Below are 24,782 nucleotides of genomic sequence, written 5' to 3'. Positions count from 1 at the left end.
GGAAGATTTGGAGTTCAGAATGGGCAGATTTCCTCTGCGAGCTTTAACCCTGGCTGTAGCGGCCGTATCGTTAACCGGCTGTCAGTATTTAGGTTCTAAATTTACTGACGAGAAGATTCAGTATGAAACCACTTCCAGCCGTGCGCCTTTAGAAGTTCCTCCGGATTTGTCTCAGATCCCGGTTGATGATCGCTTTACGGTTCCCGGCAAGCCTCAAGTTGTGACAGCGACACAGGTTGCGGATGTCGAGGAAGCCCGCAAGGCTGCTGCCGGAGTTCAGGCAGAAGTCGGCGCCGCTGTTCCGGTCCTGCCGAAGACAGTCATGACCAAGATCATTAAGGAAGACGGCCAGCGTTACCTGCAGGTCAATCTCCCGCCCGATCAGGTCTGGGAAAATGTTTTAGATTTCTGGCCTTCCGTCGGACTTCAGGTCGAACGTGAAGATCCGAGAGCAGGCGTGATGGAAACAAACTGGGCGGAAAACAAGGCTAATCTGCCGCAGGATATTATTCGTGCGACGCTTGGCAAGATCCTTGATACCGTGTATTCCACCGGCGAAAGAGATCGCTACCGCACCCGCTTGGAACGCAACGCCAACGGCGGAACTGATATTTATGTGACGAACCGCCGCATGATCGAGGTTTATACCAACAGTTCCGAAGAACACACCGCTTGGCAGCCTGCTCCCGCAGATAAAGAGCTGGAAGCCGAAATGCTGACGCGTCTCTCGCTGCGTTTGGAAAACGACTACAACCCGAAACAGAAGACACGTGAAGAAATCGAAAAACAGCCTGCACTTCAGAAGGCACAGCCGGTTTATATCAGCCGCGAAATCAGAGGCGCTGACGGCAAGACCGAGGCGCTTGAAGTTGATGAGCCGTTCGATCGCGCTTGGCGCAGAGTCGGTGTCGGTCTTGATCGAGTCGGTCTGACGATTGCCGACCGTGACAGAGCACAGGGCATTTACTTCATCCGCTACCTTGACCCGGATTACGAAGTTAAGAAGAGAAATGATGAAGGACTGTTTGCTCGCTGGTTCGGAAAAGAAAAACCGATCGATGCTCCGCTGTATCGCGTATGTCTGACTTCCGACGGAGATAAGACAAAGGTTACGGCAATGCCCGACAGCGATAAGACAGATCCGCTGAGTACCTCTTCGAGAATCCTGAATCTGCTCCAGGAACAGATTCGCTAGTCAGTTAATCAAAACACAAACCGGATAAATGCTATCCGGTTTTTTCTTAGGTGAAGCTATGAGAAGAACCGACCGAGAAGTTACGGATATTGGAATAATCAAAGATGTCCTTGATCACTGCCAGGCGGTGACTTACGGCCTCTATGACGGCAAAGAGCTTTACTCCGTACCGATGTCCTTCGGCTATGAAATGACTGAAGACGGAAAAATGCGTTTTTACAGTCACTGCGCTCATGAAGGCAGAAGACTCAGTATTCTGAGAAACGGACATGATCGTGCAGCTGTCAGCGCTTTCTGTGACGGCAAACTGTATCTCGATCCGGTGGTGGTCTGCCGCAGCGGATTTTCTTACCGCAGTTTCATGGGAAGCGGACGGCTCCGTATTGTAGAAGACGCTCAGGAAAAAGCGCACGGACTTAAAGTTGTCTTTAAGCATTATTCGGGTATTGAAGAAAACTTCACTGAAGAAATGACAGAGGCGGTTGAAGTTCTGTGCATGGAGCTTGAGAGTTTCTCCTGCAAAATTTGTGTGAAATAACCGATCTGAGCGGATTTTGCGCTGTCCTGCCGTTTTTAGGACGTAGGATAGGCCGATTGAAATACTGAGAAGAAGAGATAACTATGGAACAAACAACCATTGGTCCGGATACAGTTGCCTGGCTGCAGATCGATATGTTCGATCTCAAAGGCGAAGAAATTGAAAAAGGCCCCGCTGAAGGTATCCCGGTGCTTTTCGGACACGGCGATATTTTTCCGGCTCTGGAAAAAGCACTCCTGGGCAAGAAAGAAGGAGATGTTGTCAACGTTACGCTGGAGCCTGAAGACGCGTTTGGCGAGAGCGATCCGGAGCTGATTAAGGCGGTCCCGCTGAATCTTCTCGGTGACAACGTGGAAGAGGGGATGAGGCTTGAAGGTGTTCCCAACGACCCGACAGACGAACATATTTATACGGTAATCGGAAGCGACGAGAACCGCGTTTATCTTGACGGCAACCATCCGCTTGCCGGATGGTCGCTCAAGTTCATCATCAAGGTTTTGAAGGTTGAGAAAGCCACACCTGAGGAAGTCGAAGAAATGGAATCCTCGGAAATGATGCCGGACTTCCTTCAGGTCGCGGATGTGACGCGCAAAGATATCGAATAAGGTCTCGATTTATCGGAACTGTTTCGCGGTTTTCTGAAGCTCAGCAAGCGCTTCCCAAGCCTGACGCGGCGATAAATCATCCAGATCGATATCTTCGATCTTATCAAGGAGCTCATTGAGCTCCGTTTCTTTTTCCGCAGCCGGCTCGAACTGAGGTTCAGCCGGTGCGCAGAACAAGTCGAGCTGCCGATCATCGGTCTGAGCGGCCCTCTCTTCCAATTTTTCTAAAACTTTTGATGCGCCGCGAATGACATTTCTCGGAATTCCGGCAAGTTTTGCCACAGCGATGCCGTAGCTCTGGTTAGCGGCTCCTTCACGGATTTCGTGCAGAAATACGATGTCGCGGTTGGTTTCTGCAGCCGCGACGTGCATGTTGACAACGTTCGGCACGGTTTTTTCCAGCTGCGTCAGCTCGAAATAATGCGTCGCAAAAAGCGTGAAGCACTGACGATTGACGGCCAGATCCTCAGCAATGGCGGCGGCAAGCGACAAACCGTCAAAAGTCGATGTGCCTCGGCCCACTTCATCCATCAGCACTAGACTGCGATCCGTCGCCTGACGAAGAATAGAAGCGGTTTCGGTCATCTCCACCATGAATGTCGAGAGTCCGCGCACTAAGTCGTCGGCCGCGCCGATGCGTGTCAGAATCTTATCAATCAGTCCGATCTCCGCATAATCCGCAGGCACAAAGCTTCCGCTGTAGGCAAGCAGCACAATCAGCGCGATAGAGCGCATATAGGTTGATTTACCGCCCATGTTCGGACCGGTGATGATGTGCAGCTTTCTCTGTGCGGACAGCTCGCAGTCATTAGGCACGTAGTTCTCAATGGTGCGTTCCACCACTGGGTGTCTGGCGCCTTTGATATCGATGCCGGGATTGAGTGTGAATTCAGGCTTCACCCAGCGATAAAGGTCGGCGTGTGTCGCAAGCGACGAGAGCGCGTCAAGAACACTCACCGCGTGCGCGGACTCAAAGAGTTCGGTGACGTACTTTTTGCACTCTTCAACGACTTCATCGAAAAGCTGCTTTTCAAGCGCTTTTGAACGCTCTTCGGCGCTGACCGCTTTATCCTCAAATTCTTTTAATTCGGGCGTGATGTAGCGTTCAACGTTTTTCAGCGTCTGACGTCTTCGGTAGTTGTCGGGTACTTTATCGATCTGTGCCTTAGAGACTTCGATAAAGTAGCCGTGAACCGAGTTAAACTCCACACGCAGAGTAGGGATCCCGGTTCTTTCCTTTTCTTTGGCTTCATATTCGACAAGGAATTTGCCGCCGTGATCTTTGATTGCTCGAAGGTCGTCAAGCTCTGCGCTGTAGCCTTCGGCGATGACGCCCCCGTCCCGGATAAACGTATTGGGTTCTTTTTTGATTGACTTGTCGAGCAGATCGTAGAGACTCTGAGGAAGCGGCAGTTTCTCAGCGGTGTTCGCAAGCAGCGGCGCGGCAAGTTTCTGAATATTCTCCGTCAGGACATTTAGAGACGGGATGCAGTCTCTGAGAGAGGCGAGCTCACGCGGCTTGACGCTCGATAGCGCGATTCGTGTCGCGGTTCTTTCAAAATCCGGTATGGACTTTAAGAAGTCCTGAATATTTTCCAATTCAAGCATCGACTCAAGCAGAATTTCGATCGCGTCGCTTCGAGCCGATGCGGTTTTCTGAGCGCTTGCCGGTGATGTGAGCCATGAGAGCAGTCTTCTGCTGCCCATCGCGGTTTTGCAGTGATCCAGCGTCGAGAGCAGGGTATTGGTTTGTTCTCCCCGCAGCGTGCGGGAGATTTCCAGATTGCGGCGGCTTGCCGCATCCAAACCGAGGTGCTCGCTGTCTGTTTCACGGACGATGCCGGTGATGTGCGTGAGCTCAGTACCCTGCGTTCCGCGGGCATACTCGGCGACAACGCCCGCCGCAGTGATTAAGAGATCAGAGTCGCTGATGCCGAAAGGCTCCAGGGTCGATGTTCCGAACTGCGACAGCAGCGTTTTTTCTGCCCGCACCCGATCAAAGTGCCAGTCGGGAAGCGCCGTCACGCTTCTGTCCGGAAAGACTCTTTCCGCGGTGTCCCTCATGGAATCGGGAATCAGGATTTCCGAGGGATTGATGCGTTCGATCTCGCTCATCAGCGCGCTTTCGTCGGTTTCGATCGCTTTGAAAACGCCTGAAGAAATAATCATCCAGGACAGACCGATCTTGCCTTTTTTCCCGGAAGCATAGAGAGCCAGAAGACAGCTTTCGCTTCTCTCGCTCAGAAGGCTTTCATCGGTAAGGGTTCCGGGCGTAATCGTGCGGACCAGTTTCCGATCCATAGTGCCCTTGCCCGGTACGCCGATTTGTTCGCAGATGCCGACGCTGAAGCCCTGATTTACGAGGCGAAGCAGGTACTGATCAAGAGTTGTATACGGAATGCCCGCCATCGGAATGCGCGCTCCGCTCACGAGCGCGCTTCTTGAAGTCAGTGTCAGCCCGAGTGTGCGGTGCACGGTTTCCGCATCGTCAAAAAACGTTTCGTAAAAATCCCCCATGCGATAGAGAATGAGCAGTCCGGGGTTGGCCTGCTTAATTTCGACGAACTGTCTCATCGCCGGTGTGAAGCTGAGCAGCTGGTTTTCGTCAATATCTTCGAATCGGATGGACTGAGCGGACATATGAAACGTCTCTCTGAATAAACAAAGAACCTTCTAATACTGCAGAAGGTTCTTGATAAATGCAAATAAAAAAATTACTCGGACTGAGGTCTGATGACTTTCATCATATCGGCATAGACCTTCGGTGTCGCGGCAACGATTTCGCCCTTGGAGAGGTAATCGCCCTCGCCGGAGAAATCGGTCACGATGGCGCCGGCTTCACGAGCGATCAAAGCTCCTGCGGCGATATCCCAAATCTTGATTCCTTTTTCCCAGTAACCGTCGAAGCGGCCGCAGGCGGTCCAGCATAAATCCAGGGCAGCGGAGCCGCATCTTCTGAGGCCGCAGGTGTTTTCCATCATTTTCTTCATGGTTTCCATGTAGGCGCCGTAATCGTCACCTTCACGGAACGGGAAACCGGTTGCGACCAGCGCATCCTGAATAGAAGTCAGACTGGAAACGCGGATTCTGCGTTCGTCCAGGTAAGCGCCTTTGCCTTTCTCAGCGGTAAAGAGCTGGTTGCGGTTGGCATCATAAACGACGCCGCACTGAGGAACTCCGTCTTTGAGAAGCGCGATGGAAACGGCAAAAACGTCGATGCCGTGGATGAAATTAGTGGTTCCGTCAAGCGGATCGACAACCCAGAGATATTCAGCGCCGACAGTACCGCTTTCTCCGCTTTCCTCACCGAGGATCGCATGATTCGGGAAAGCCGTTTTAATGGTTTCGGTAATGACGCGTTCGCATTCCTTATCAACCTCGGTGACATAATCGCCTGCGGCCTTGTTCGTGATGTGCAGGCGGGTTCTGTCGCGGAAAGCCATCATCTGAATGCGGGCAGCTTCTCTTGCTGCTTTAATCGCGATGTTAAGCATGCCGCTGTTCTGCATCGGCATTGTCGGAGCAGGTCTGAACAATTTTTTTTCTGCGGACCGTTCTTTTGTCTTAGCGGAAGCGGAGCGCTTGCCCGCACCGGATTTCGCGCGCTGCGGCTTGGCTGCGGGCTTATTAGTAACTGCCATTTAAACCTCTGTAAGAATCGGATGCACCGAAATAGGTGCTTTAAACTAGTATGCGATTTTAACGCAACCACAGGCAATATATGGAATTTGTCACTCACGGCGGGCGGATCCGTTTCATCCTTGTTTCTCCGAGTCACCCGGGCAATATCGGAGCCGCCGCTCGGGCGATCAAGACCATGGGTTTTGATCGGCTTTATGTTGTCAATCCCCGTCATGAGGATTATCGGGAGAACGCAGACGCGCTCGCATTTTCAACGCACGCGGCCGACGTTCTGAAAAAGAGCGTGTCCGCTCCGACACTGCTTGAAGCGCTTGACGGTGTCTCTTTTGCCTGTGCGCTGTCCGGCTATGACCGTGAATACGGACCTCCGCTTAAAGATCTTCAGAGCAGCTGCGAGGAGGTTCGCGATCGTCTGGAGCGATTTGAGGACGCTGAGATCGCTTTTGTATTCGGCACTGAGAGAAGCGGTCTCACGAATGAGGAGATGGAGCTCTGTCAGCTCTGTACGGCGATACCCGCCAATCCCGAGTGCGATTCTCTTAATTTAGCTCAGGCTGTGCAGGTCACGGCGTATCAGCTTCAGCAGACGCTTCGCGGAAGGGCGCTTGACGCGCATGCGCATCGTTTTGAAGATGAAGAGCCCGCCAAAGTTGAAGCGATCGAAGGACTCTTTGAGCACTTGGAAAAAGCGATGATCAGCTGCGGGGCGCTTAATCCGCAGCAGCCCAAATTTATGATGCCGAAACTCAGAAGAATCTTGTCGAGATCGGGGCTTTCGTCCTCAGATGTCGATATGCTAAGAGGTATCTGCGGGGCAATTATCTGCCCGAGGGAAGAAAGAGCCGGCAGAAAAACTCAAAGAAACAAGTAAGGAAAAGCATGTTCAGCAGAATCAAGGGAGACGTAGACTCAATTTATGAACGAGACCCGGCGGCGCATTCCAAATGGGAAGTACTGCTGTGTTATCCGGGGCTTCATGCCGTGATGGCGCATCGCGTCTCTCATTGGCTGTGGCAGAAGAATTGGCGCGTCTGCGCCCGCTGGCTCTCGCAGGTCAGTCGGTTTTTAACCGGGATTGAGATTCATCCGGCAGCTAAGATCGGAGACAGAGTGCTGATCGACCACGGGATGGGCGTCGTGATCGGCGAGACCGCTGAAGTAGGTGATGACTGCACGATTTATCACAGTGTGACCCTCGGCGGTACGTCCCTTGAGAGTGGGACGAAGCGTCATCCGACGATCGGACGCAACTGTATTATCGGCGCGGGCGCCAAAGTGCTTGGCGGCTTCGAAGTCGGCGATAACTGCCGTATCGGCAGCAACGCTGTGGTGATTAAGCCGCTTCCGGCTAATTCAACCGCGGTTGGTAATCCGGCACGAATTGTCGATAAGAAAAAGAGCGCCGAGAAAAAAGCGGTCGAAGATGCAAAAGCTCAGGTTCGGCTTGCCGCCTACGGTATCGTCGCCAATGAGGAAGACCCGTATGTGCTGAAGCTCAAGCAAATGGAAGCAAAGCTTGCGGAACAGCAGGCAAGAATAGAAGCGCTGGAAAAGAGCTCAGCAAAATAAGACGATTAAGTCTTTGTATTACACGAGAAGTAAAAAAATAACGGCAGTCCGCGAGGCTGCCGTTATTTTTAGGGCGGCCTGACAGGACCGCACCGTTGGGTTAATTTAGGGTTTGTTTTGAGGAACCGTATAGAGTTCTTCAATTTCCGCCGCAAGACGCTCTTTAATGATGGGGCGGCGCAGCTTCATAGTGACTGTCAGCGCGCCGTTATCCACATTCCAGCCCTCACGAAGGAGGCGGACATTTCGCGGAATTCCGTACTGCGGGAAATTCGCGGCGGCTTTCTTCAGGCGCTTCAGGGCGGCCATTCGAATGTCTCGGCGCATCATTGCGCTGTCGTCCTTCGGATCAATACCGTGCTCTGCGGCAAAATGTTCCCATTCTTTTTCGTTTACGACAGCAAGAGCTGTAATAAAGGGACGGCCTTCACCGACGGCCATGACCTGTTCAAAGAGCGGGTCTGTCTGTATAGCGAGCTCCAAGTCAGTCGGCGAGATTTTTTCTCCGGTCGAAGTCACAATGATTTCCTTGATACGGCCCTTGATTCGGATGCGTCCGGCGTCCGAGAGCTCTGCCTGATCTCCGGTGCGGAACCAACCGTCTGAGGTAAAGGCCTCTGTGGTCGCTTCGGGACGTTTCCAGTAACCCTTCATGACCGAGGGTCCTCTCACCTGAAGCTCATCCATATCACCAAGGCGTACTTCGATTTTTTCAAGCGGTTCTCCGACGGTTGTCGGATTGTTAGCGCCCTGACGATTGACGGAAATCACAGGGGCGGTTTCTGTGAGACCGTACCCCTGTCTGATATCGATACCCATGCCGCAGAAGAAGTGGCCGATTGCGTTATTCAGCGCGGCGCCGCCCGCGACCGCGGTTCTCAGGCGGCCGCCAAAGAGCTTGAGAATCTGTTCGCTGAATTTGGGCAGGATGTAGGGCGCTAGGAATTTGTCCATCCAAGAGTAGGAGGAAGAGGGAATGGCCAGATCGTTTTCTTTGCAGAACTTTCTCCAGCCGATAATCTCGGCCTGATCAGCAAGAGAAGCAGTAAATCCGCCTTTGTTTCTTAACGAATGTTTGATCTTGTTGTAGAACTGTTCAAAGACTCGGGGAACCGCAACGAAGATCGTGGGGCGAATGATCTGAAGATCTTCCGGCAGCTTGAGCACGGAACGGGCGAATCCGACCTCTGCGCCAAGATTCAGCGCGTTATAGATGGTGACGGTTCTTTCGAAGGTGTGCGAGAACGGCAGGAAAGAAAGGAACACATCATCCGGCCCCATATCGAGTGCGTTGGAAATGCCGATCGTGTTGGCAAATATGTTGCCGTGCGTCAGCATGACGCCTTTGGGTTTGCCGGTGGTACCGGATGTGTACACAATGGCGGCAAGACTTTCGGAATCAATGTACGGGTCTTCGATCTCAGTGCCGCTGCCCGCGTTAAGCCAATCAGAGAGGTTATAGACCGGAACGGGAGAATCTTTATCAGCCGTATCGGCATCTTCTCCGGAAGTGATGACCGCTTTCAGATTAGGGTAGTCGCGCTCGGCGTTGAGCATCGCGTTCCAGCGCAGCGTGCGCGGGACAAAAAGGATTTTTGCTTCCGAGTTATTCAGAATGAATGCGCTTGACGCCGGGGTGTCGACCGCGTGCAGCGGCACCGGGACCAGGCCCGAGCTCAGAAGCGAGAGATCAGCGAGCGCGGCGGTGGTGGAATTGGGCATCAGTATAGCCGCATGATCGCCTTGCTTCAGGCCGGAAGCGGCAAGCGCTTTTCTCCAGCGCATCACACCGTCTCCAAACTCCTTCCAGGTCATTGTGACCCAAGCGTTGGTTTTGGCGTCAAATTCGCGGTAAGCGACTTTATCGGGACGAATTCGGATGTTTCTTCTGAGCAGGTCGGGAAGCACCCTGGGTTCTATGGAATTTTCGGCTGTCATTTATTTTCCAAAATTTTTATAAAGGTTGTCGATATCTGTCTGATTGTCCGCAACGATAACGCGGCGTTTGATTTTGAGCGTCGGAGTCAGGGCGCCGTTATCAATTGTCCACGGCTCAGAGAGGAGCTTAACCGCACGCGGTACGCCGTACTGAGGGAACTGTCGGCAGTCAGATTTCAAACGTTTGAGGACCGCGCGTATCACCGTGCTGTTGGTCATGATGTCCGGATCGTTCGGGTCCAAAGAGAGCTGCTTCACAAAATCCGCAAACTGATCTTGGTTCACTACGAGCAGCGCGCAGATAAACGGCCGATTGTCGCCGTAGATCATCGCCTGATCAAACAGCGGGTCAGTTTCAATCGCCTGTTCGATGTCAACGGGCGGAACTTTTTCGCCGGTCGACGTTACGATAATTTCCTTAATTCGGCCTTTGATTTTCAGGTATCGGCCTTCTCCGATTTCTGCCTGATCTCCGGTTGAGAGCCAGCCCTCAGGACTGATGGTTTTAGCGGTATCTTCCGGTCGCTTCCAGTAACCCTTCATGACTTGAGGACCTCTGACGAGAAGCTCGTCTTTGTCTCCGATTTTTGCTTCGATGCCGGGAAGGATTGGTCCGACCGTATCCGGATGGTTGGCGCCTATTTTATTGACAGAAATGATCGGCGAAGTTTCAGTCATGCCGTAGCCCTGATAGATTTCCACGCCAAGTCCGATCAGTGTGCGCGCGACATCCGTACTTAGGGCCGCACCTCCGGAGACGGCGACGCGCAGTCTGCCGCCGAATGAATTTCTGATCTGATTGCGGACGGTTTTGTTGTAGAAGGGATCAAGCAGATCGTCGAGCGTATTGATAAACGGATTGTGAGCGGCTAAGCCGTTGCGGCGCTCAAAACGGCGGTAGCCCGCATTGACGGCGCTGTTAAAAACAAACTGCGCGGCAGATCCCTTCGTTTTCAGGCGTTCTTTAATCTTGGCCGCGACTTTTTCGTACACACGCGGGACCGACATCATGATAGTGGGACGAGTATGTTTTAAATCATCAAGGATTCGGGTGACGCCGCGGCTGAACGTCACTTTATTTCCCATGCCGAGACCAATGTAGTAAGAGGTTGTGCGCTCAAACGTGTGTGAAAGCGGCAGGAATGAGAGCCACTCGTCTCCGCCGACCGGCGCAAGGTTGTAGAGCAGGGCGGATATGTCGCTCATGATATTTTTATGCGTCAGCATAACGCCTTTGGGTTTGCCGGTCGTGCCGGACGTGTAGACGAGAGCAGCAAGGTCCTCTTCGGTCGGGCGCTCGAAAGGGAGAGTGCTTTCCTGTCCCCTTGCGAGCCACTCGTTTAACCCGAGTGTTTCGACGCCGCTGCTGCTGATGCCTTCGCCTTCGTCATCGATAAAGACAACGGTTTTAAGGTGTGGCAGATCGATTCCGGCCTGTTCGATGGCATGCCAGCGGGCTCGATTCAGGATAACCAGAAGTTTGGTTTCTGAGTCGTTCAGAATATATGCGCAGTTTGCGGCGGTGTCGATGATATGAAGCGGAACCGGGACGCGTCCTCCGATGAGTGTGCCCTGGTCAAAGCAGACCGCATCGATGCTGTTGGGAAGCAGCATTGCCGCTTTGTCGCCTTTTTTAAGTCCGCTCGCGGTAATGGCTTTGTGCCACAGCTGAGCGCGCTCCCAAAGTTCTTTGAAAGAAAGCGTGACCCATTCCTGTTTTTTGGCATCATATTCGCTCAGCGCGGGATCGTCTCCCCGAATGCTGAGGTGGTGAGAAATGAGTTCGGGAATAATGGAAAGTTTTCTAATTTCAGCGGCTCTTTCCCGGCTGTCGTCAAACATTGTCATTGTTATCTCGCAGAAATCGGCTTATCCCGGACAACAAGGTCAAGGTCTAAGGCAGAAAGAATTTTAAGAATGGTCGCAAATTCCGGTGAACGCGTTCCCGAGAGCGACTTATAGAGGCTTTCTCGAGAAAGGCCGGTTTCTCTGGCAAGACGCGACATGCCGTAATTTTTGGCAAGAGCGCCGAGCGCGAGAATAATCTGCGCAGCATCGTCCTGGGTGCGGTCAAGGATGTCGTTGAGCGTTCTCGCTTCCGCCGACTCCGCCCGCACCGGGAAGTCTTGTATTTGTGACATGGTTATTTCCCGTTGTTTCACAAGTATCAGGGCTGAAGTGTAGCCTACAGGATACAGAAGCAGCGGAAGTTCGCGTAGAAGCGTAGATACGGGTTTGCCGCAATGATCTACTGGTTAAAGCTGTACGGGCTGACAGAGTAGACGTATTCAGGGATAGTCTCTCTTTTCTGAACTTCTGAGGGCGGCGTCATGTTCTGGCTGGCAAGGAAGTTCTTGACAGCGCCGACGGAGCGATCGATGAACTTTTCGGTCAGAAGTTCAATTAGGCGATAGGTGTTTCCGCTTTCGTCATGAAAGTTGGGATAGTCGGTGAAATCGTAATCGATCAGATCTTCAACGGAGAGGCGGCCGTCGGTGACGGTAAAGTACTGCTGCACCGAGGCGAATTTTTCGCCCTGAGGGTCGACAAGGTGTGCGGTCAGGCGGAAGTCGAGCGAATCGTCCATAAAGGAAAGATCGTCGGATTCTTCCGCGTCAAAGAGTTTTTCTCTTGACACGGAATCCACAAGAAGGTCGGCCTGACGGATACGCGCCCAAAGAGCGTGGCAGTCATATTTTTTAAGACGGTAGCTCTGAGCTTTGATACGGAAAGTCGCCTCGCCGTCTTCATCGTGACCGAAGTCAGCGGTGAAGTTGTTGATTAGATCATCGGCATGAGCGAGCGCCTCATCGGTCGGGAAAACGGCTCCGGCGTTATTCAGAATAGAAAGACAGCGCAGCAGTCTTCTTGTGTCATAGCCTTTACGGTCAAGTTTTACCTGTTCGAATGCATACTGGCCGGCAATCTGACCGGCAGTAAAACGAACGCCTTCTTCACGATAATCAGCAGGCAGGGCGCTGATGAACTCAGCGACGCGTTCGAGCTGTCCGCAGCCGTATACGGCGAGACAAATCGCGGGCAAAGTTCGATTCGGAGTAGTGAGGCGCATTGCAAAAAACTAAGTAAAAATTAAACGGGGAATACATTGTACCGATTCAAAAAATAGATTGTGCGCAACAAAGAGGACAGATACAAAAAAATAAAACAAAAGACGAAAAACTGCGCAGCGGTATGATTTTCAAACGCTACGAACAAATCAGCTGAAAAGTTGAATTTTGAAATCTTCGTATAGAAAGTAATTTACCCTTTTTAGCCTGGTTTGTGACTAGAAAATTCCATTTGAATACTTTTGAAAAACTAAATAGTGTCAATTTACTGAAATCAATCATGAAATAAAATTGAAAAAATCTTGATATATTTATTAATTATTTATCTAAAATTATTGAAATTTGATTAACAACTTGTTTCTTATTAAATTTTCTTGTTTCAATTTTGCAAAAAGAAATTTTTTTTATGTATTCTATTGGCACTGTCTTATTAAATGCGTTTCTCCTCTATTTAACGCGAGATACCTCCGGTTGGTCCCGGATGGTATGTCTAAGACCCAAAAACCGCCGGCAAGGCGGTTTTTTCTTGCTTTCGATATTTTGATCTCGCAATTGCTGAAGAAACATCGAGGCTGCATTGGAAACGCCAAGCGTCCGGGATGTTATAAATTCATCCAGCAGCGGTTCACTAAAGGGACCTTTTTGCGGTCCTTTGAACTAGAGAACAGTTCACCGGGCAGCTATTTGATAAAAATCTCATTAGAACTATCCCTAATTAGGACTATTCCTTATCTGTAAAGAAGTGAATTTAATTTAATTTGACACCAATAAAATATAAATCTAATGAAAAATTTAAGCGTATATCTAAAAAACAATAATTAAAAAACATACTCTCTTTTTTAGATTTGTTTCTCTTAAAAGACGGATTCTTCGTGCATACCGATAACTTCATGTTTTTATAAAAGAACTTTATTTGTTAGTTTTTATGCTCTCTAGCCTAAATTTTTAATCTGTCAGGACAATGAATCCGGGTCTGCTGAATTCAGTCCGAATATCTTGCCTTCAACATCTTGTGTTTTGTCTGAGCTGATCAAACTCCGATTGCTAAAAGTTATCCGTATGAAATGACGGAAAAAAATTGAAATGACGCACCCACAATCCTTAGCGGTTCTCCAATAACCCTTTATTTAGTTGCAATGATTTGCTAACCTACAATTGATTGTGTTCATAATGAGCGAGGCCGTTTGTATATTCAAAGTTTGCATAGTAGTATCGAGGCCATCAACTTTGAACCAGAATTTTCCAAACGGAGTGATTAATGAGCCTATCTATAGTGATGCCGCTTCACGTAATCAAGCGTGACGGTACCGTAAAAGACTTTGACATGAATAAGATTTCCGCGGCCCTGGCTAAAGCCGGCGCTGCGACCGGTGAATTTGATGACGCCACTGCCAACCGGATCACGCATGTTGAAGTGATGGAAAGGCTCAAACAGTACACAACACCGACCATTGAGCAGATTCAGGACGCGGTGGAAAACGCACTTTTTGATACGGGTTACCGTAAGACGCTGCGTGCTTATATTGTTTACCGCGAACAGCGTGCAAAAGCCCGCGACGCCCGCCGCAGTCTCGTTGATGTGGAAAGCTCCATGAACGAATATCTGCAGCAGCTTGACTGGCGCGTCAATGCGAACGCCAATCAGGGCTATTCTCTGGGCGGTCTGATTCTGAACGTTTCCGGTAAGGTTGTTGCCAACTATTGGCTCAGTTACGTTTATCCGAAAGAAGTCGGTCAGGCGCATCGTGAAGCTGATATTCATATTCATGATTTGGACATGCTTTCCGGCTACTGTGCCGGCTGGTCGCTAAAGACACTGCTCAACGAAGGTCTTAACGGTGTTCCCGGTAAAGTGGAAGCGGGCGCTCCGAAGCATTTGACCAGTGCGATCGGCCAGATCGTCAACTTCCTCGGCACAATGCAGAACGAATGGGCCGGAGCTCAGGCGTTCAGCTCCTTTGACACGTATCTTGCTCCGTTCGTCCGTGTGGACAACCTGAGCTACAAGGAAGTTCGTCAGTGCATTCAGGAACTCATTTACAACCTGAACGTTCCGAGCCGCTGGGGCACACAGACGCCGTTCACCAATCTCACATTCGACTGGGTCTGCCCGGAAGATTTGAGAGAACAGCACCCTCTCATCGGCGGAGAAGAAGCCGACTTCACATACGGTGAACTTCAGGAAGAAATGGCGATGATCAACCGCGCCTACATTGAAGTGATGCTTGAAGGCGACGCAAAGGGCCGCGTGTTCACATTCCCGATCCCGACTTACAACATGACGCCGGATTTTGATTGGGACAGCCCCAACGCGCGTCTGCTTTTCAGTATGACGGCCCGCTACGGTCTTCCGTACTTCCAGAACTTCATCAATTCGGAACTGAAGCCGAATATGATTCGTTCCATGTGCTGCCGTCTGCAGCTTGACCTCCGCGAACTTCTTAAACGCGGCAACGGCTTATTCGGTTCAGCCGAACAGACCGGCTCTCTCGGAGTTGTCACGATTAACTGCGCTCGTTTAGGTTACGTGTTCGCGCAGGACGAAGAAGGTCTTTTCAAGCGTCTTGATTTTCTTCTTGACTTAGCCCGCAACAGCCTTGAAATCAAGCGCAAGGTTATTCAGAGACACATGGATCAGGGGCTCTTCCCGTATACAAGACGTTATCTCGGAACGCTGCGCAATCATTTCTCGACGATCGGTGTCAACGGTATGAATGAAATGATCCGCAACTTCACACAGGATAAGGAAGACATCACAACGGAAGCGGGTCACGATTTTGCAGCGCGTGTACTTGACCATATCCGTGAAAAGATGGTCATGTTCCAGGAAGAAACCGGCCATATGTATAATCTTGAAGCAACACCGGCCGAGGGCACGACTTATCGTTTTGCCAAGGAAGACAAGAAGCGCTTCCCCAAGATCCTTCAGGCAGGCACGCCGGATCATCCCTACTATACCAACAGCTCTCAGCTGCCGGTAAGCTACACGGACGATCCGTTCGAAGCGCTCGAAATGCAGGAAGATTTGCAGAAGAAGTACACTGGCGGTACAGTGCTTCACCTTTACATGAACGAAGCGATTTCGAGTCCCGAGCTCTGCAGCGATATCGTTCGCCGCGCGCTGACGAATTTCCGTCTTCCGTACATTACGATTACGCCGACCTTCTCGGTATGTCCGAAACACGGCTATATCCCGGGCAACCATGAGTTCTGTCCGAAGTGCGACGCCGAACTGATCGCAAAGAAGAAGCAGGAAATGGCCTAGGCCTCTTAATACACAGATTTATTGACTTTGACAGGAGCAGCAAAATGGATGAAAAAGCAAAAGAACAGGAAATCACACTGAAAGACGAAGAACGCACAAAATGCGAAATCTGGACACGCGTGATGGGTTATCACCGTCCTACATCTTCCTTCAACATTGGCAAGCAGGGCGAATTCGCCGAACGCAAGTACTTTGTTGAAAGCAAGTGCGGCTGTGGTAAGTAATCCTTAACCACTTGTCGTTCAGTACGAAGCCTCCGCATGATCGGAGGCTTTTTTAAAGGCCAGAAGATGTCAGAAAAAAAGAGGGAAATCATCGAAATTGAGGAAGTCAGCAGCAAACCGGCTGAAGCGTTAGTCGTCGGCGGACTGGTCCGCTTCACAACGATTGATTTTCCCGGAAGCCTGGCGGCTGTCGCATTTATTCAGGGCTGTCCCTGGCGTTGCGTCTACTGTCAGAACAAAGAACTTCAAAGTCGTCGGCCGGACGCAGAGACCGATCAGGTGAGCTGGGCTTACATTGAGCGGTTTCTTTCGCGCCGAAAAGGGCTGATTGACGGTTTTGTGTTCAGCGGGGGAGAGCCCTGTGTTGATCCCGCGCTCGCTGACGCGGTGAAGAGGGTCAAAGCACTCGGCTATAAAGTCGGACTGCACACCGGTGGGATGTATCCGGCGCGCCTAGCAGAGATTCTCCCGTATTTGGACTGGGTCGGCCTTGACATCAAAGCGCCTCTGTCCGAAGAAGAGACCTATGACAGAGTTGTCGGAAGAAAAGGTTCGGCGCAGAAAGTCAGAAAATCACTTTCCCTGTTGCTTGCTTCCGGAGTCGCTCTGGAGACACGCACGACAGCGCATCCTGATTATCTCAGTGAAGCACAGATCGTCAAACTTGTGAAGGAATTGAAGGAGGCCGGCGTGCGCACATTTGCGCTTCAGATTTATCGCCAGCCGAGAGAGCTTCCCGAAGAGGAAGTGTTGGAGCGCGTCGGCGCGCACTATCCGAATCCGCAGGCTCTGGATGAGCTGAAGGCGCTTTATCCCGAATTTATTCTCAGGCGTCCGTAGCTTTGAACAAAACACATACCGGCACTTGGCAGGAAGAAGCTCAAAAACAGTCCTGTTCGTGTCGGTATTTTTTTGTTTTCGTTAAACTGAGCCGAGTATCACGTTAAACAGTATCAACGCATCGGAGAGGAACCATGCAGAAATTCAAGCCGGACAACTTTAAGCGCAGTGTTTATCTCGCTGTTGGTGTTTTTGCGGTTGTCGTCGCTCTCATCAAAGGCGTGTATGGTCCGGGAGAGACTCAGACGATCGAGCTGAATCGCCCGGGTGAGCAGGTTCAGCAAGTCGATAAGGAAGGCTTTAAGTTAATTCACGCGACCGTGACGCGTGTTCCGGATGGCGATACGGTTTACATCAAGACTTCCAACGGGCGCGAAGAGCGTGTGAGACTGCTTGGCATAGACGCTCCGGAGGGCAAGATGCCTTATGGAAACAAAAGCCGCGACAACCTCTACCGCATGCTGAAAATGAACGGATTTAAAGCAGAAGTTGCTTACCGCGAGAAAGATCAGTACGGACGCTTGGTCGGCAAGCTTATGACCGATGGGAACGATCTGAACTATGCCCAGGTTAGAGACGGATATGCTTGGGTTTATACGCCGTATGTGAAGGATATGATGAGTTCTGATCGGATGGCGTACCGAGATGCGGAATCTGCGGCGAGAAGAGAGAAGCTCGGTCTTTGGCAGGATCCTAATCCCGAACGACCCTGGGAGTGGCGCCGAGCTCACCCGAGAGCGAATTAGTCCGTACTTTTCTATTGAATCCGACAGGTTTCCGGTCCTTCCGGATTGAGTTCAAAGCAATCCGGGGAGAGAAGTACGGCAACGAAACCGGCTCCGTTAGGCGAGGCCGCAAAAATCGGAAGATCAAATCCTTGTCCGGTCTTAACGGCGACCTCTGCGAGCACCTCTGAAACTTCCGGAAGCGGCAGGAGAATTTCCGGTTTCACCCACATCTTTTCGACTTCTGTTGAGAAGAACGAGGTACCCATGCCAGTCTCGTGTTCGTGGATTTCATCGAGTTTTCTGCTTCCGAGATACTCAAGGTTAGCAATGATCTGCTGAGCTTTTTCATCCTTCAGATAGCTAAAGATTAGCACTCGGCATTTTTCTTTCAGACGATACGATGTGAACGGTTCTGACCTTTTGTCGGAAAAATCAATCGGTCTTCCTTTTACAGGCTGTTTGCTCATTTCTTCTCATTAAATTTATCTTTCCGACCATTGTAGCGGATCGGCTTATATAAAAAGTAAACGCCCTTGCGGGCGTTTACTTAGAGCAGGTAATCAGCTTACTCTGACATCGCTGTGAATTTGCGCTGCGTAGGCTTTGACATTAAAGCTTCGCTTCCACATAAAGGCGAGGAAGAGGACAAAGCATGCGGCCGTTGCGCCGAAACTGAGGACCCAGCTTCCCTTTGTAAAGCCTGCAACAATGTAGCCGACGAAACAGCAGCAGGCAATGAACCACGCGTAGGGCAGCTGCGTTGTGACGTGTGAAATATGACTGCAGCCGCTTCCCGCACTTGACAGAATCGTCGTATCGGAGATTGGAGAGCAGTGGTCGCCGAAAACGGAACCTGCCAGCGTAGCGGAGAGGCAGACGATCGTGAGCGAGGGATCGACAGCGGCAGCGACGGGAACCGCGATCGGAATCAGAATGCCGAAAGTGCCCCAAGCGGTTCCGGTGGAGAAGCTAAGGAAGGCAGCGATTAAGAAGATCGCAGCAGGCAGGAAGATATCGAAACCGGAGCCGCCGGCAACGAAAGCCTGTACGAAATTCTGAGTGAGGAGCAGATCGCGGCAGACACCCGAGAGTGTCCAGGCAAGAACGAGGATCACGTTTGCGGGCAGCATGAGCTTCATGCCTTCGATTGTGCCTTCCATGAAGTCATGGAACGTAACCACACGACGCGGGATGTACATTAAGAAAGCGACGGCAAGCGCGCCGAAAGAGGCCCAGACCAGCGCTTTGGAAGCGGTGCAGTTGCCGAGCGCTGCGATCATAGTGTGGTACTGCGGATCTTTGCCCCAGTAGCCGCCGTCATAAAGGAAAGCGAGTACGGCAAAAACGACAAGCGCAATAAGAGGAACCAGCATATCCCAAATCGTGCCTTTTTCGCTTTGGGCATGTTTGCTGCGGTCGATATTTACCTTCTGCTCTTCGGCCACGTTTTTGGAGAGCGCGTTTTCTTCTGCGAGCTTCATCGGGCCGAAATCTCTGTTGGTCCAGCAGAGGTAGATCACGAGCAGCAGGCAGAAGATCGCGTAGAAGTTGTATGGGATCGTGGAGACAAATGCCTGGAAATCGCTTTGGAAAGCACCGGTTGATTTCAAAGAGCTTCCGACGGCGGCCGCCCAGGATGAGACCGGAGCGATAATGCACATCGGCGCGGCGGTTGAGTCAATGATGTAGGCGAGCTTTTCTCTCGAGACCTTATAGGAATCGGTGAGCGGCTTCATGACGGTGCCGACTGTCAAGCAGTTGAAGTAGTCATCGATAAAAATAAAGAAACTCAGGGCGCACGTTGAGAGTACGGAGGTTTCTCTGCTTTTAATCTTTTTGCGTGCGATTTCTCCGTATTTCTTAGTGCCGCCCGACATGTTGAGAACATAGACAAGCGCACCGAGGAGCGTACAGAAAAGCAGGATCTGGAAATCGACTTTTTCGCCCATGAGGGAAAAGGTGACATCCAGCATTTTGATGAGGGGATCGGGAACGCCCGAACCGAACGTATAAATGCAGGCCCCCGAGAAAATGCCGATCAGAAGGGAAGAAAACACTTCCTTAGTGATCAGAGCCAGAATAATCGCGATAATTGGCGGCAATATGGAGAGCCAGCCTGCGGCAAAAGGTTCCATTAGTATTTTTTGAGAAGTTATAGAGACAAGTTAATAATTTTAGCCCAGCTCCGGCCCTGATATTCAAGAGAAAGAAAAGCCTCCGCACTGCGGAGGCCTGCTGATCGTACGATCAGAACAAATTACATAACGCGGCTGCGGTATTCGTCTGTTCTTGTATCGATTTCAATCTTGTCGCCGGTGTTCACGAAAGCCGGAACCTGGATGATGTGGCCGGTGGCGAGCTTAGCGGGCTTCATGACCTTGCCGGAAGTGTCACCCTTAACTGCGGGTTCTGTATAAACAACTTCGCGAACGAGGATTGTCGGCAGTTCGATGGAGATGGCGCGGCCGTTGTAAAGAACGACTTCAGCCTTCATGCCGTCTTCAAGATACTTGAGGACGTCTTCCATGACTTCTGCTTCAACTTCGTACTGGTTGTATTCTTCGTCCATCCAAACATACAGAGGATCACCGAAGTAGGAATAAGAAACTTCCTTCTTATCGAGGATGATGTCTTCGAAACGGTCATCAGCGCGATAAACAGTTTCTGTACCGCCGTTAGAGAGAAGGTTCTTCATTTTGAGCTTAACGGTGGAGGCACCGCGGCCGCCCTTGCTGTATTCGGACTTCAAAACAACCATCGGATTGTTGTTAATCATCACGACGTTGCCGACGCGAAGTTCTTGTGCTGTCTTCATAATTCTTTCACTAGATTAAAAGTTAACGTTCTCGCCGATGCAAACAGGGGCGAACAAAATTTTTTTCAAGTTGACTATTTTAGCTTTAATTCAATAAATTTGCACAGATTTTCACTAAGAGATCCAATTGCGAGGAGATCATTTCTCCAAGACTGTGAGCATATTGAAAGTTCTTCAGTACTGTTTCTCCATTGAGGCCACAGTCTTGGAATCTCCTCAGGTCTTTCGTTCCACGCAATATTCATCTCAAGCCACAGGGGCTGAAGCTCACCGTAGCTCGATGTCAGTCTTGAAGCAAATGCTTTCAATTTCTTGATATGTGTGGATTCCGTCTGAGGATAGATATTCCATATAAACGGCTTAGCCGCGAGCTGGGCTCTCACAAAGGAGTCTTCTCCTCGGATAATCAGACTGTCGGCGCACCAGAGCAGCTGATCGAAATTTTCCTGCGGGACCATCGGAAGGACTCTGGTATGTATGGTTTCAGAGAGATTGTCTTCGCAAAGTTTCAGCCACTTATCCGCTGCCGCGCTTTTAGGTATCAGGACATTGACTTCACGCGCGTCTTTGCTGAGCGCTTCATAAAAATGCTCAAGCGGCGCCTCCGGATAACAGAAAACGAATACCGTGAATACGGATTGCTGCAGCCCGAGATTTTGCAGGAATTCACTGCGATGCTGCTCAAAGGCATTCTGAGCGGTGAGAAGATCATTTTCAATCATAATGCCGCCGGTTTTTTTCGTGACGCCCGGGAAGAAGAAGTACTTCTGCACAGAAAGAGACGGATGAGGCGAAGGCAGACAGTGGCATCCTTCCACCCAATCTTCGGCCGAGAGGTATTCCAGGTTGATCCATAGCGGCTGAGGGCTTTTTGCCGCGATTTTCTTTTCGAATTCATCGGGCAGCCGGCAGCCGAACGTTTCGATCACGACGTCTCCCGGGGTGCACTTCAGACATTCATCCCAGTGCATGACGGCAATATTGCCGAGTGTCTGAGGAAGATTTGAGCTGTTTAGGTTTGGGGCAAGAGCCTGCAGTGTTTCAGGGCGATTGATAAAGAGTCGGACGCGGCCCCCTTTTTCTTTTGTCAGAAGACGAGCTAAGCGCCAGCAGACGCCCGCATCGCCGAAGTTATCAATGACGTCGCAGAAAAGATCAATATTCAGCATGGGTTTTAAAAAAAATTTGAATACAGGCATTGTAAGGACGTTCATCGGATTTTTTGACGCGGAGCGAAGAATGAGGTCGGCGCTTCAGAGTGCATATATCGGGTAACTCTTTGTAATTAAAGACGGCTGCTGACACAGGCTGTCTATAATTCTCAGACATATCAAACGAGACCGAACTATGGAGCAGCAGAACGAGAAGTCAGAACAGGCGGCAGAGGGCATTTCTACAAATGAGACGCCGAAAAAGTTTGACTCGGCTTCCTTTTTAAAAACCCTTCCGCATCTTCCCGGTGTTTATCGGTATTTTGACGCAGCCGGCAATCTTTTGTATGTCGGTAAAGCACGAGATTTAAAGAAGCGCGTGTCGAGTTACTTTCAGAAGACTTTGGCTCCCCGCACGGCTGTTATGGTCAGCCTGATTGCCGACGCGCAGATTACCGTGGTCAATAGCGAGGCGGAAGCGTTAATTCTCGAATCGAATCTGATCAAGACACAGGATCCGCGCTTCAACATTTTATTTAGGGATGACAAGAGTTATCCGTATTTGAAGCTCAGTGCTCAGGAATATCCGAGGCTTTCGTATTATCGGGGGATGCTGGATAAAAAGAATTCCTATTTCGGTCCGTACCCGAATGCGAATGCAGCGAAGGACACGATGGTTCTTCTGCAGAAGATTTTCCAGCTGAGAACCTGTGAGGATTCTGTCTTTAAGAACCGCTCTCGTCCGTGCCTTTTGTATCAGATCGGCCGCTGCAGCGGCGGCTGCACAAGAGAGATTTCGCCTCAGGACTACGCGCACTCTGTGCAGATTGCTAAAGAATTTCTCAGCGGAGATTCTGAAAAGGTGCAGAACGATCTCAGGCGCCGTATGAACGAGTACTCCGAAAAGCTTGAGTTTGAGAAAGCCGCTGTCATGCGGGATCATCTCGCGGCCATTTCGTCGGTTGTCCATCAGCAGTCCATGGAGGCTTCTCCGGATTCGAACGCGGACATCATTGCGGTCGTGATTTCGGAAGGGGAGGTCTGCGTCAATCTTGCGATGGTTCGCGGAGGCCGGCATCTCGGAGACAAAGCGTCTTTCCCGTCGCTTAACGGAAAGACGGAACTTCCTTCCAGAGAAGAAATTCTGGAGGCTTTCATCGTGCAGCACTATTCACACATGGAAGTTCCTCCGGTCATTATTGTCAATCTCGAGGAGAAGAACGAAGCCATTGAAGCAGAACTTGCGGCTTTAGCCGGAAGAAAAGTTACAGTGGTTCGCAAGCCGCAGAATGTCCGCAGAAAATGGCTCGAACTTGCGGTTAAGAATGCGAGAATGGCTGTGGTACGGAGATTAGTCCAAGAGGGCAGTCAGAAGAGACGGATTGACGCTCTGGTGCGGGAGCTTGATCTGAATATTCCGGAATCCGATTATGGAGACTTCCGTGTGGAGTGTTTTGACATCAGTCATACGTCCGGAGAGGCGACACAGGCCTCCTGCGTAGTGTTTGCCAACAATAAGATGGACAGTTCGCAGTATCGCCGCTTCAATATTCATGATGTAAAAGCCGGGGACGACTATGCAGCTATGAGGCAGGTCCTGACACGCCGCTATCAGAGGGTGGCCAACGGAGAGGCTCAGCTTCCGACGATTGTGCTGGTTGACGGCGGTCGAGGGCAAGTCAAAATGGCCTGTGAAGTGTTTGACGAGTTGGGCTTAGACAAGAGTGTGATTGTCGGCGTTGCCAAAGGCGAAGGCCGCAAAGTCGGTCTGGAGGAACTGGTTTTTCCCGATCCGGATCGAGAGCCGTTAAAGCTCGGACCGGAGTCCGCGGCCCTAATGCTTATTGCACAGATTCGCGATGAGGCACACCGTTTCGCGATCACAGGTATGCGTGCAAAACGTGCAAAGGTGAGAAATTATTCTAGAATCGAGGATTTGGAAGGCGTCGGGCCAAAGAGAAGGCAGAAGCTGTTGGAGCGGTTTGGAAGTTTGAAAGTGCTTTCAAATGCTTCGATAGAAGACATTGCATCTGTGGAAGGCATCTCCCGAACTATTGCAACTCAAATTTACGCTCAGCTTCATGAACACATCTCCTAAAAAAGTCAGAATCAACATTCCGATGGTCCTTACCTGGACCAGAATCGCGCTTATTCCGCTGATTGTCGGCGTGTTTATGGTTCCGACAACGATTTTATCTATTCAGCATCAAAATCTCATCGGCTGCATATTTTTTATCGTCGCAGCCATTACTGACGCACTTGACGGCTATATTGCCCGTAAATACGGGATGGGAACGCAGCTGGGCGCATTCTTGGATCCGGTCGCAGACAAACTGATGGTGAGCGCGGCGCTGATTGTTTTGCTGAACTTCGGGCGAGTAGACATGCTGGTCGCCCTGGTGATTATTGGCCGCGAAATTACTGTTTCAGCGCTCCGCGAGTGGATGGCGCGCGTCGGAGAATCGGGCAAAGTCAAGGTCAACTGGTTTGGCAAGATCAAAGCGATTGCCCAAATGGTCTCAATTCCGATGCTTTTATATTTCGATGACATCGCAGGAGTTGATATTTACTTTATCGGCACAGTGCTGATTTACATCGCAACGGTTCTCACGCTTTATTCGATGTTCGTTTATCTGAAGGCTGCAGCTCCGTTTTTTGGCAATGAGCCGAAAAATTAAGCCGCTGTCTGCAGCCTAGACAAAAGAACCTCCGGTCGCTGAAATGATTCGGAGGTTTTTCTTTTTACAAGCGATTTATATCGCTTTTTGAAAATAGACAGGAAGGGAAAGACTTTGCGGTCACCAAGCAACTCGGAAGAAATATTAAGGTTTGGATAACAGTAATAAAAATAAATAACCTTATGAATATATGCAGTTTTTATTAGGGTGATGCTATTAAGTTCTAAGAGCAATCTTGAATAGCTGCGGTTACTCAAACGCCGGTTGAATGTCCGAAAAAATAAAAAAGCGGATTTAATGGAGAGTTCGTAAAGAAAATAAGACTGAAATAAAAGTATACAACTGATATAACTATTTGATTATCTGTAATAAATTAAATATACCGGATCTGAAAAGAAAATTTTTTTCGCTTGAAGATTTGACAACCCAAAAAATCATCTTCATAATTCGCATCCTCGCTGATCAACACGACAGCGAAAACAAAGTTCTTTAAAAATTTATCGACGACCGATAAGAGCGGGCGCTG

21 protein-coding genes are annotated in these 24,782 nt (G+C 50.4%); 11 read left to right on the top strand and 10 right to left on the bottom strand.

The features are described from left to right. Positions 1-19: 19 nt before the first annotated feature. From bamC to NFR90_RS05115, 3 genes are all read left to right on the top strand, one after another. A complete protein-coding gene (bamC, locus tag NFR90_RS05125) occupies positions 20-1,195 on the top strand; it encodes an NlpB/DapX family lipoprotein (RefSeq protein WP_251451169.1) in 1,176 nt (391 codons plus the stop codon). Between the two features lie 58 nt (positions 1,196-1,253). Further along, the gene (locus tag NFR90_RS05120; protein WP_251451167.1) at positions 1,254-1,733 is read left to right on the top strand and encodes a pyridoxamine 5'-phosphate oxidase family protein; all 480 of its coding nucleotides are present in this window, start codon (positions 1,254-1,256) and stop codon (positions 1,731-1,733) included. A gap of 83 nt (positions 1,734-1,816) precedes the next feature. Continuing rightward, complete coding sequence (locus NFR90_RS05115; protein ID WP_160335134.1) at positions 1,817-2,338, top strand: FKBP-type peptidyl-prolyl cis-trans isomerase; 522 nt, start codon at positions 1,817-1,819, stop codon at positions 2,336-2,338. Positions 2,339-2,347: 9 nt separating this feature from the next. Here the strand turns inward: NFR90_RS05115 and mutS are convergent, their stop codons facing one another. Both mutS and NFR90_RS05105 read right to left on the bottom strand, forming a co-directional pair. Next, on the bottom strand, positions 2,348-4,978 hold the full coding sequence (gene mutS, locus NFR90_RS05110) for a DNA mismatch repair protein MutS (RefSeq protein ID WP_251451165.1): 2,631 nt from the start codon (positions 4,976-4,978) through the stop codon (positions 2,348-2,350). Positions 4,979-5,052: 74 nt separating this feature from the next. Further along, entirely contained in the window at positions 5,053-5,832 is a 780-nt protein-coding gene (locus NFR90_RS05105) for an inositol monophosphatase family protein (protein ID WP_202074560.1), read from the bottom strand. A 227-nt stretch (positions 5,833-6,059) separates the two neighbouring features. On the opposite strand from NFR90_RS05105, the gene NFR90_RS05100 reads away from it, so the two are divergent. Beyond that, positions 6,060-6,851 carry an RNA methyltransferase gene (locus tag NFR90_RS05100; RefSeq protein WP_160335137.1) on the top strand — a complete coding sequence of 264 codons (792 nt, stop codon included), beginning with the start codon at positions 6,060-6,062 and terminating at the stop codon, positions 6,849-6,851. Between the two features lie 8 nt (positions 6,852-6,859). After that, positions 6,860-7,549 (top strand): serine O-acetyltransferase, encoded by a 690-nt coding sequence (gene cysE / locus NFR90_RS05095; protein WP_160335138.1) that lies wholly within the window; start codon positions 6,860-6,862, stop codon positions 7,547-7,549. Positions 7,550-7,654: 105 nt separating this feature from the next. Here the strand turns inward: cysE and NFR90_RS05090 are convergent, their stop codons facing one another. The 4 genes from NFR90_RS05090 to NFR90_RS05075 all read right to left on the bottom strand — a co-directional run bounded on the left by NFR90_RS05090 (position 7,655) and on the right by NFR90_RS05075 (position 12,557). Then, complete coding sequence (locus NFR90_RS05090; protein WP_160335139.1) at positions 7,655-9,487, bottom strand: AMP-dependent synthetase/ligase; 1,833 nt, start codon at positions 9,485-9,487, stop codon at positions 7,655-7,657. Next, complete coding sequence (locus tag NFR90_RS05085) at positions 9,488-11,335, bottom strand: AMP-dependent synthetase/ligase (RefSeq protein ID WP_251451163.1); 1,848 nt, start codon at positions 11,333-11,335, stop codon at positions 9,488-9,490. Positions 11,336-11,337: 2 nt separating this feature from the next. Then, positions 11,338-11,628, bottom strand: coding sequence for an addiction module antidote protein (locus NFR90_RS05080; RefSeq protein WP_160335141.1), 291 nt, complete (start codon positions 11,626-11,628; stop codon positions 11,338-11,340). Positions 11,629-11,735: 107 nt separating this feature from the next. Further along, positions 11,736-12,557 (bottom strand): hypothetical protein, encoded by an 822-nt coding sequence (locus NFR90_RS05075; RefSeq protein WP_160335142.1) that lies wholly within the window; start codon positions 12,555-12,557, stop codon positions 11,736-11,738. Between the two features lie 1,256 nt (positions 12,558-13,813). On the opposite strand from NFR90_RS05075, the gene NFR90_RS05070 reads away from it, so the two are divergent. The 4 genes from NFR90_RS05070 (at position 13,814) to NFR90_RS05055 (ending at position 17,630) form a co-directional block, all read left to right on the top strand. Then, the gene (locus tag NFR90_RS05070; protein ID WP_251451160.1) at positions 13,814-15,820 is read left to right on the top strand and encodes a ribonucleoside triphosphate reductase; all 2,007 of its coding nucleotides are present in this window, start codon (positions 13,814-13,816) and stop codon (positions 15,818-15,820) included. A 44-nt stretch (positions 15,821-15,864) separates the two neighbouring features. Further along, positions 15,865-16,044, top strand: a complete 180-nt coding sequence (gene nrdD / locus NFR90_RS05065; RefSeq protein WP_251451158.1) for an anaerobic ribonucleoside-triphosphate reductase — start codon at positions 15,865-15,867, stop codon at positions 16,042-16,044. Between the two features lie 66 nt (positions 16,045-16,110). After that, entirely contained in the window at positions 16,111-16,884 is a 774-nt protein-coding gene (locus NFR90_RS05060) for an anaerobic ribonucleoside-triphosphate reductase activating protein (protein ID WP_160335145.1), read from the top strand. A gap of 134 nt (positions 16,885-17,018) precedes the next feature. Further along, a complete protein-coding gene (locus tag NFR90_RS05055; protein WP_251451156.1) occupies positions 17,019-17,630 on the top strand; it encodes a thermonuclease family protein in 612 nt (203 codons plus the stop codon). 11 nt (positions 17,631-17,641) lie between these two features. On the opposite strand, the gene NFR90_RS05050 is transcribed toward NFR90_RS05055, so the two are convergent. From NFR90_RS05050 to earP, 4 genes are all read right to left on the bottom strand, one after another. After that, on the bottom strand, positions 17,642-18,079 hold the full coding sequence (locus NFR90_RS05050) for a hypothetical protein (protein WP_160335147.1): 438 nt from the start codon (positions 18,077-18,079) through the stop codon (positions 17,642-17,644). 93 nt (positions 18,080-18,172) lie between these two features. After that, positions 18,173-19,747: a Na+/H+ antiporter NhaC family protein gene (locus tag NFR90_RS05045; RefSeq protein WP_160335148.1), complete on the bottom strand. Its 1,575-nt coding sequence runs from the start codon at positions 19,745-19,747 to the stop codon at positions 18,173-18,175. Positions 19,748-19,869: 122 nt separating this feature from the next. Beyond that, positions 19,870-20,427, bottom strand: a complete 558-nt coding sequence (gene efp, locus NFR90_RS05040; RefSeq protein ID WP_160335149.1) for an elongation factor P — start codon at positions 20,425-20,427, stop codon at positions 19,870-19,872. A gap of 74 nt (positions 20,428-20,501) precedes the next feature. Further along, entirely contained in the window at positions 20,502-21,596 is a 1,095-nt protein-coding gene (gene earP / locus NFR90_RS05035) for an elongation factor P maturation arginine rhamnosyltransferase EarP (protein ID WP_251451153.1), read from the bottom strand. 178 nt (positions 21,597-21,774) lie between these two features. Here earP and uvrC point away from each other — a divergent pair, with 178 nt between their 5' ends. Both uvrC and pgsA read left to right on the top strand, forming a co-directional pair. After that, positions 21,775-23,676, top strand: a complete 1,902-nt coding sequence (gene uvrC / locus NFR90_RS05030) for an excinuclease ABC subunit UvrC (protein WP_160335150.1) — start codon at positions 21,775-21,777, stop codon at positions 23,674-23,676. Continuing rightward, on the top strand, positions 23,660-24,256 hold the full coding sequence (pgsA, locus tag NFR90_RS05025) for a CDP-diacylglycerol--glycerol-3-phosphate 3-phosphatidyltransferase (RefSeq protein ID WP_160335151.1): 597 nt from the start codon (positions 23,660-23,662) through the stop codon (positions 24,254-24,256). The genes uvrC and pgsA overlap by 17 nt, the downstream gene beginning before the upstream one ends. Positions 24,257-24,782: the final 526 nt, after the last annotated feature.

Origin of the sequence: Parasutterella muris, assembly GCF_943193095.1 — a bacterium.
GTDB classification, from domain to species: Bacteria; Pseudomonadota; Gammaproteobacteria; order Burkholderiales; family Burkholderiaceae_F; genus Parasutterella; species Parasutterella muris.
Note: the sequence above shows the minus strand (reverse complement) of the source record. Positions and strands in the feature narration are given on the sequence as shown.

Excerpts from the sequence above, each read along its gene's own strand:
- bamC (WP_251451169.1), top strand. The coding sequence starts at position 20 with ATGGGCAGATTTCCTCTGCGAGCTTTAACCCTGGCTGTAGCGGCCGTA.
- NFR90_RS05120 (WP_251451167.1), top strand. The coding sequence starts at position 1,254 with ATGAGAAGAACCGACCGAGAAGTTACGGATATTGGAATAATCAAAGAT.
- NFR90_RS05115 (WP_160335134.1), top strand. The coding sequence starts at position 1,817 with ATGGAACAAACAACCATTGGTCCGGATACAGTTGCCTGGCTGCAGATC.
- mutS (WP_251451165.1), bottom strand. The coding sequence starts at position 4,978 with ATGTCCGCTCAGTCCATCCGATTCGAAGATATTGACGAAAACCAGCTG.
- NFR90_RS05105 (WP_202074560.1), bottom strand. The coding sequence starts at position 5,832 with ATGCTTAACATCGCGATTAAAGCAGCAAGAGAAGCTGCCCGCATTCAG.
- NFR90_RS05100 (WP_160335137.1), top strand. The coding sequence starts at position 6,060 with ATGGAATTTGTCACTCACGGCGGGCGGATCCGTTTCATCCTTGTTTCT.
- cysE (WP_160335138.1), top strand. The coding sequence starts at position 6,860 with ATGTTCAGCAGAATCAAGGGAGACGTAGACTCAATTTATGAACGAGAC.
- NFR90_RS05090 (WP_160335139.1), bottom strand. The coding sequence starts at position 9,487 with ATGACAGCCGAAAATTCCATAGAACCCAGGGTGCTTCCCGACCTGCTC.
- NFR90_RS05085 (WP_251451163.1), bottom strand. The coding sequence starts at position 11,335 with ATGACAATGTTTGACGACAGCCGGGAAAGAGCCGCTGAAATTAGAAAA.
- NFR90_RS05080 (WP_160335141.1), bottom strand. The coding sequence starts at position 11,628 with ATGTCACAAATACAAGACTTCCCGGTGCGGGCGGAGTCGGCGGAAGCG.
- NFR90_RS05075 (WP_160335142.1), bottom strand. The coding sequence starts at position 12,557 with ATGCGCCTCACTACTCCGAATCGAACTTTGCCCGCGATTTGTCTCGCC.
- NFR90_RS05070 (WP_251451160.1), top strand. The coding sequence starts at position 13,814 with ATGAGCCTATCTATAGTGATGCCGCTTCACGTAATCAAGCGTGACGGT.
- nrdD (WP_251451158.1), top strand. The coding sequence starts at position 15,865 with ATGGATGAAAAAGCAAAAGAACAGGAAATCACACTGAAAGACGAAGAA.
- NFR90_RS05060 (WP_160335145.1), top strand. The coding sequence starts at position 16,111 with ATGTCAGAAAAAAAGAGGGAAATCATCGAAATTGAGGAAGTCAGCAGC.
- NFR90_RS05055 (WP_251451156.1), top strand. The coding sequence starts at position 17,019 with ATGCAGAAATTCAAGCCGGACAACTTTAAGCGCAGTGTTTATCTCGCT.
- NFR90_RS05050 (WP_160335147.1), bottom strand. The coding sequence starts at position 18,079 with ATGAGCAAACAGCCTGTAAAAGGAAGACCGATTGATTTTTCCGACAAA.
- NFR90_RS05045 (WP_160335148.1), bottom strand. The coding sequence starts at position 19,747 with ATGGAACCTTTTGCCGCAGGCTGGCTCTCCATATTGCCGCCAATTATC.
- efp (WP_160335149.1), bottom strand. The coding sequence starts at position 20,427 with ATGAAGACAGCACAAGAACTTCGCGTCGGCAACGTCGTGATGATTAAC.
- earP (WP_251451153.1), bottom strand. The coding sequence starts at position 21,596 with ATGCTGAATATTGATCTTTTCTGCGACGTCATTGATAACTTCGGCGAT.
- uvrC (WP_160335150.1), top strand. The coding sequence starts at position 21,775 with ATGGAGCAGCAGAACGAGAAGTCAGAACAGGCGGCAGAGGGCATTTCT.
- pgsA (WP_160335151.1), top strand. The coding sequence starts at position 23,660 with ATGAACACATCTCCTAAAAAAGTCAGAATCAACATTCCGATGGTCCTT.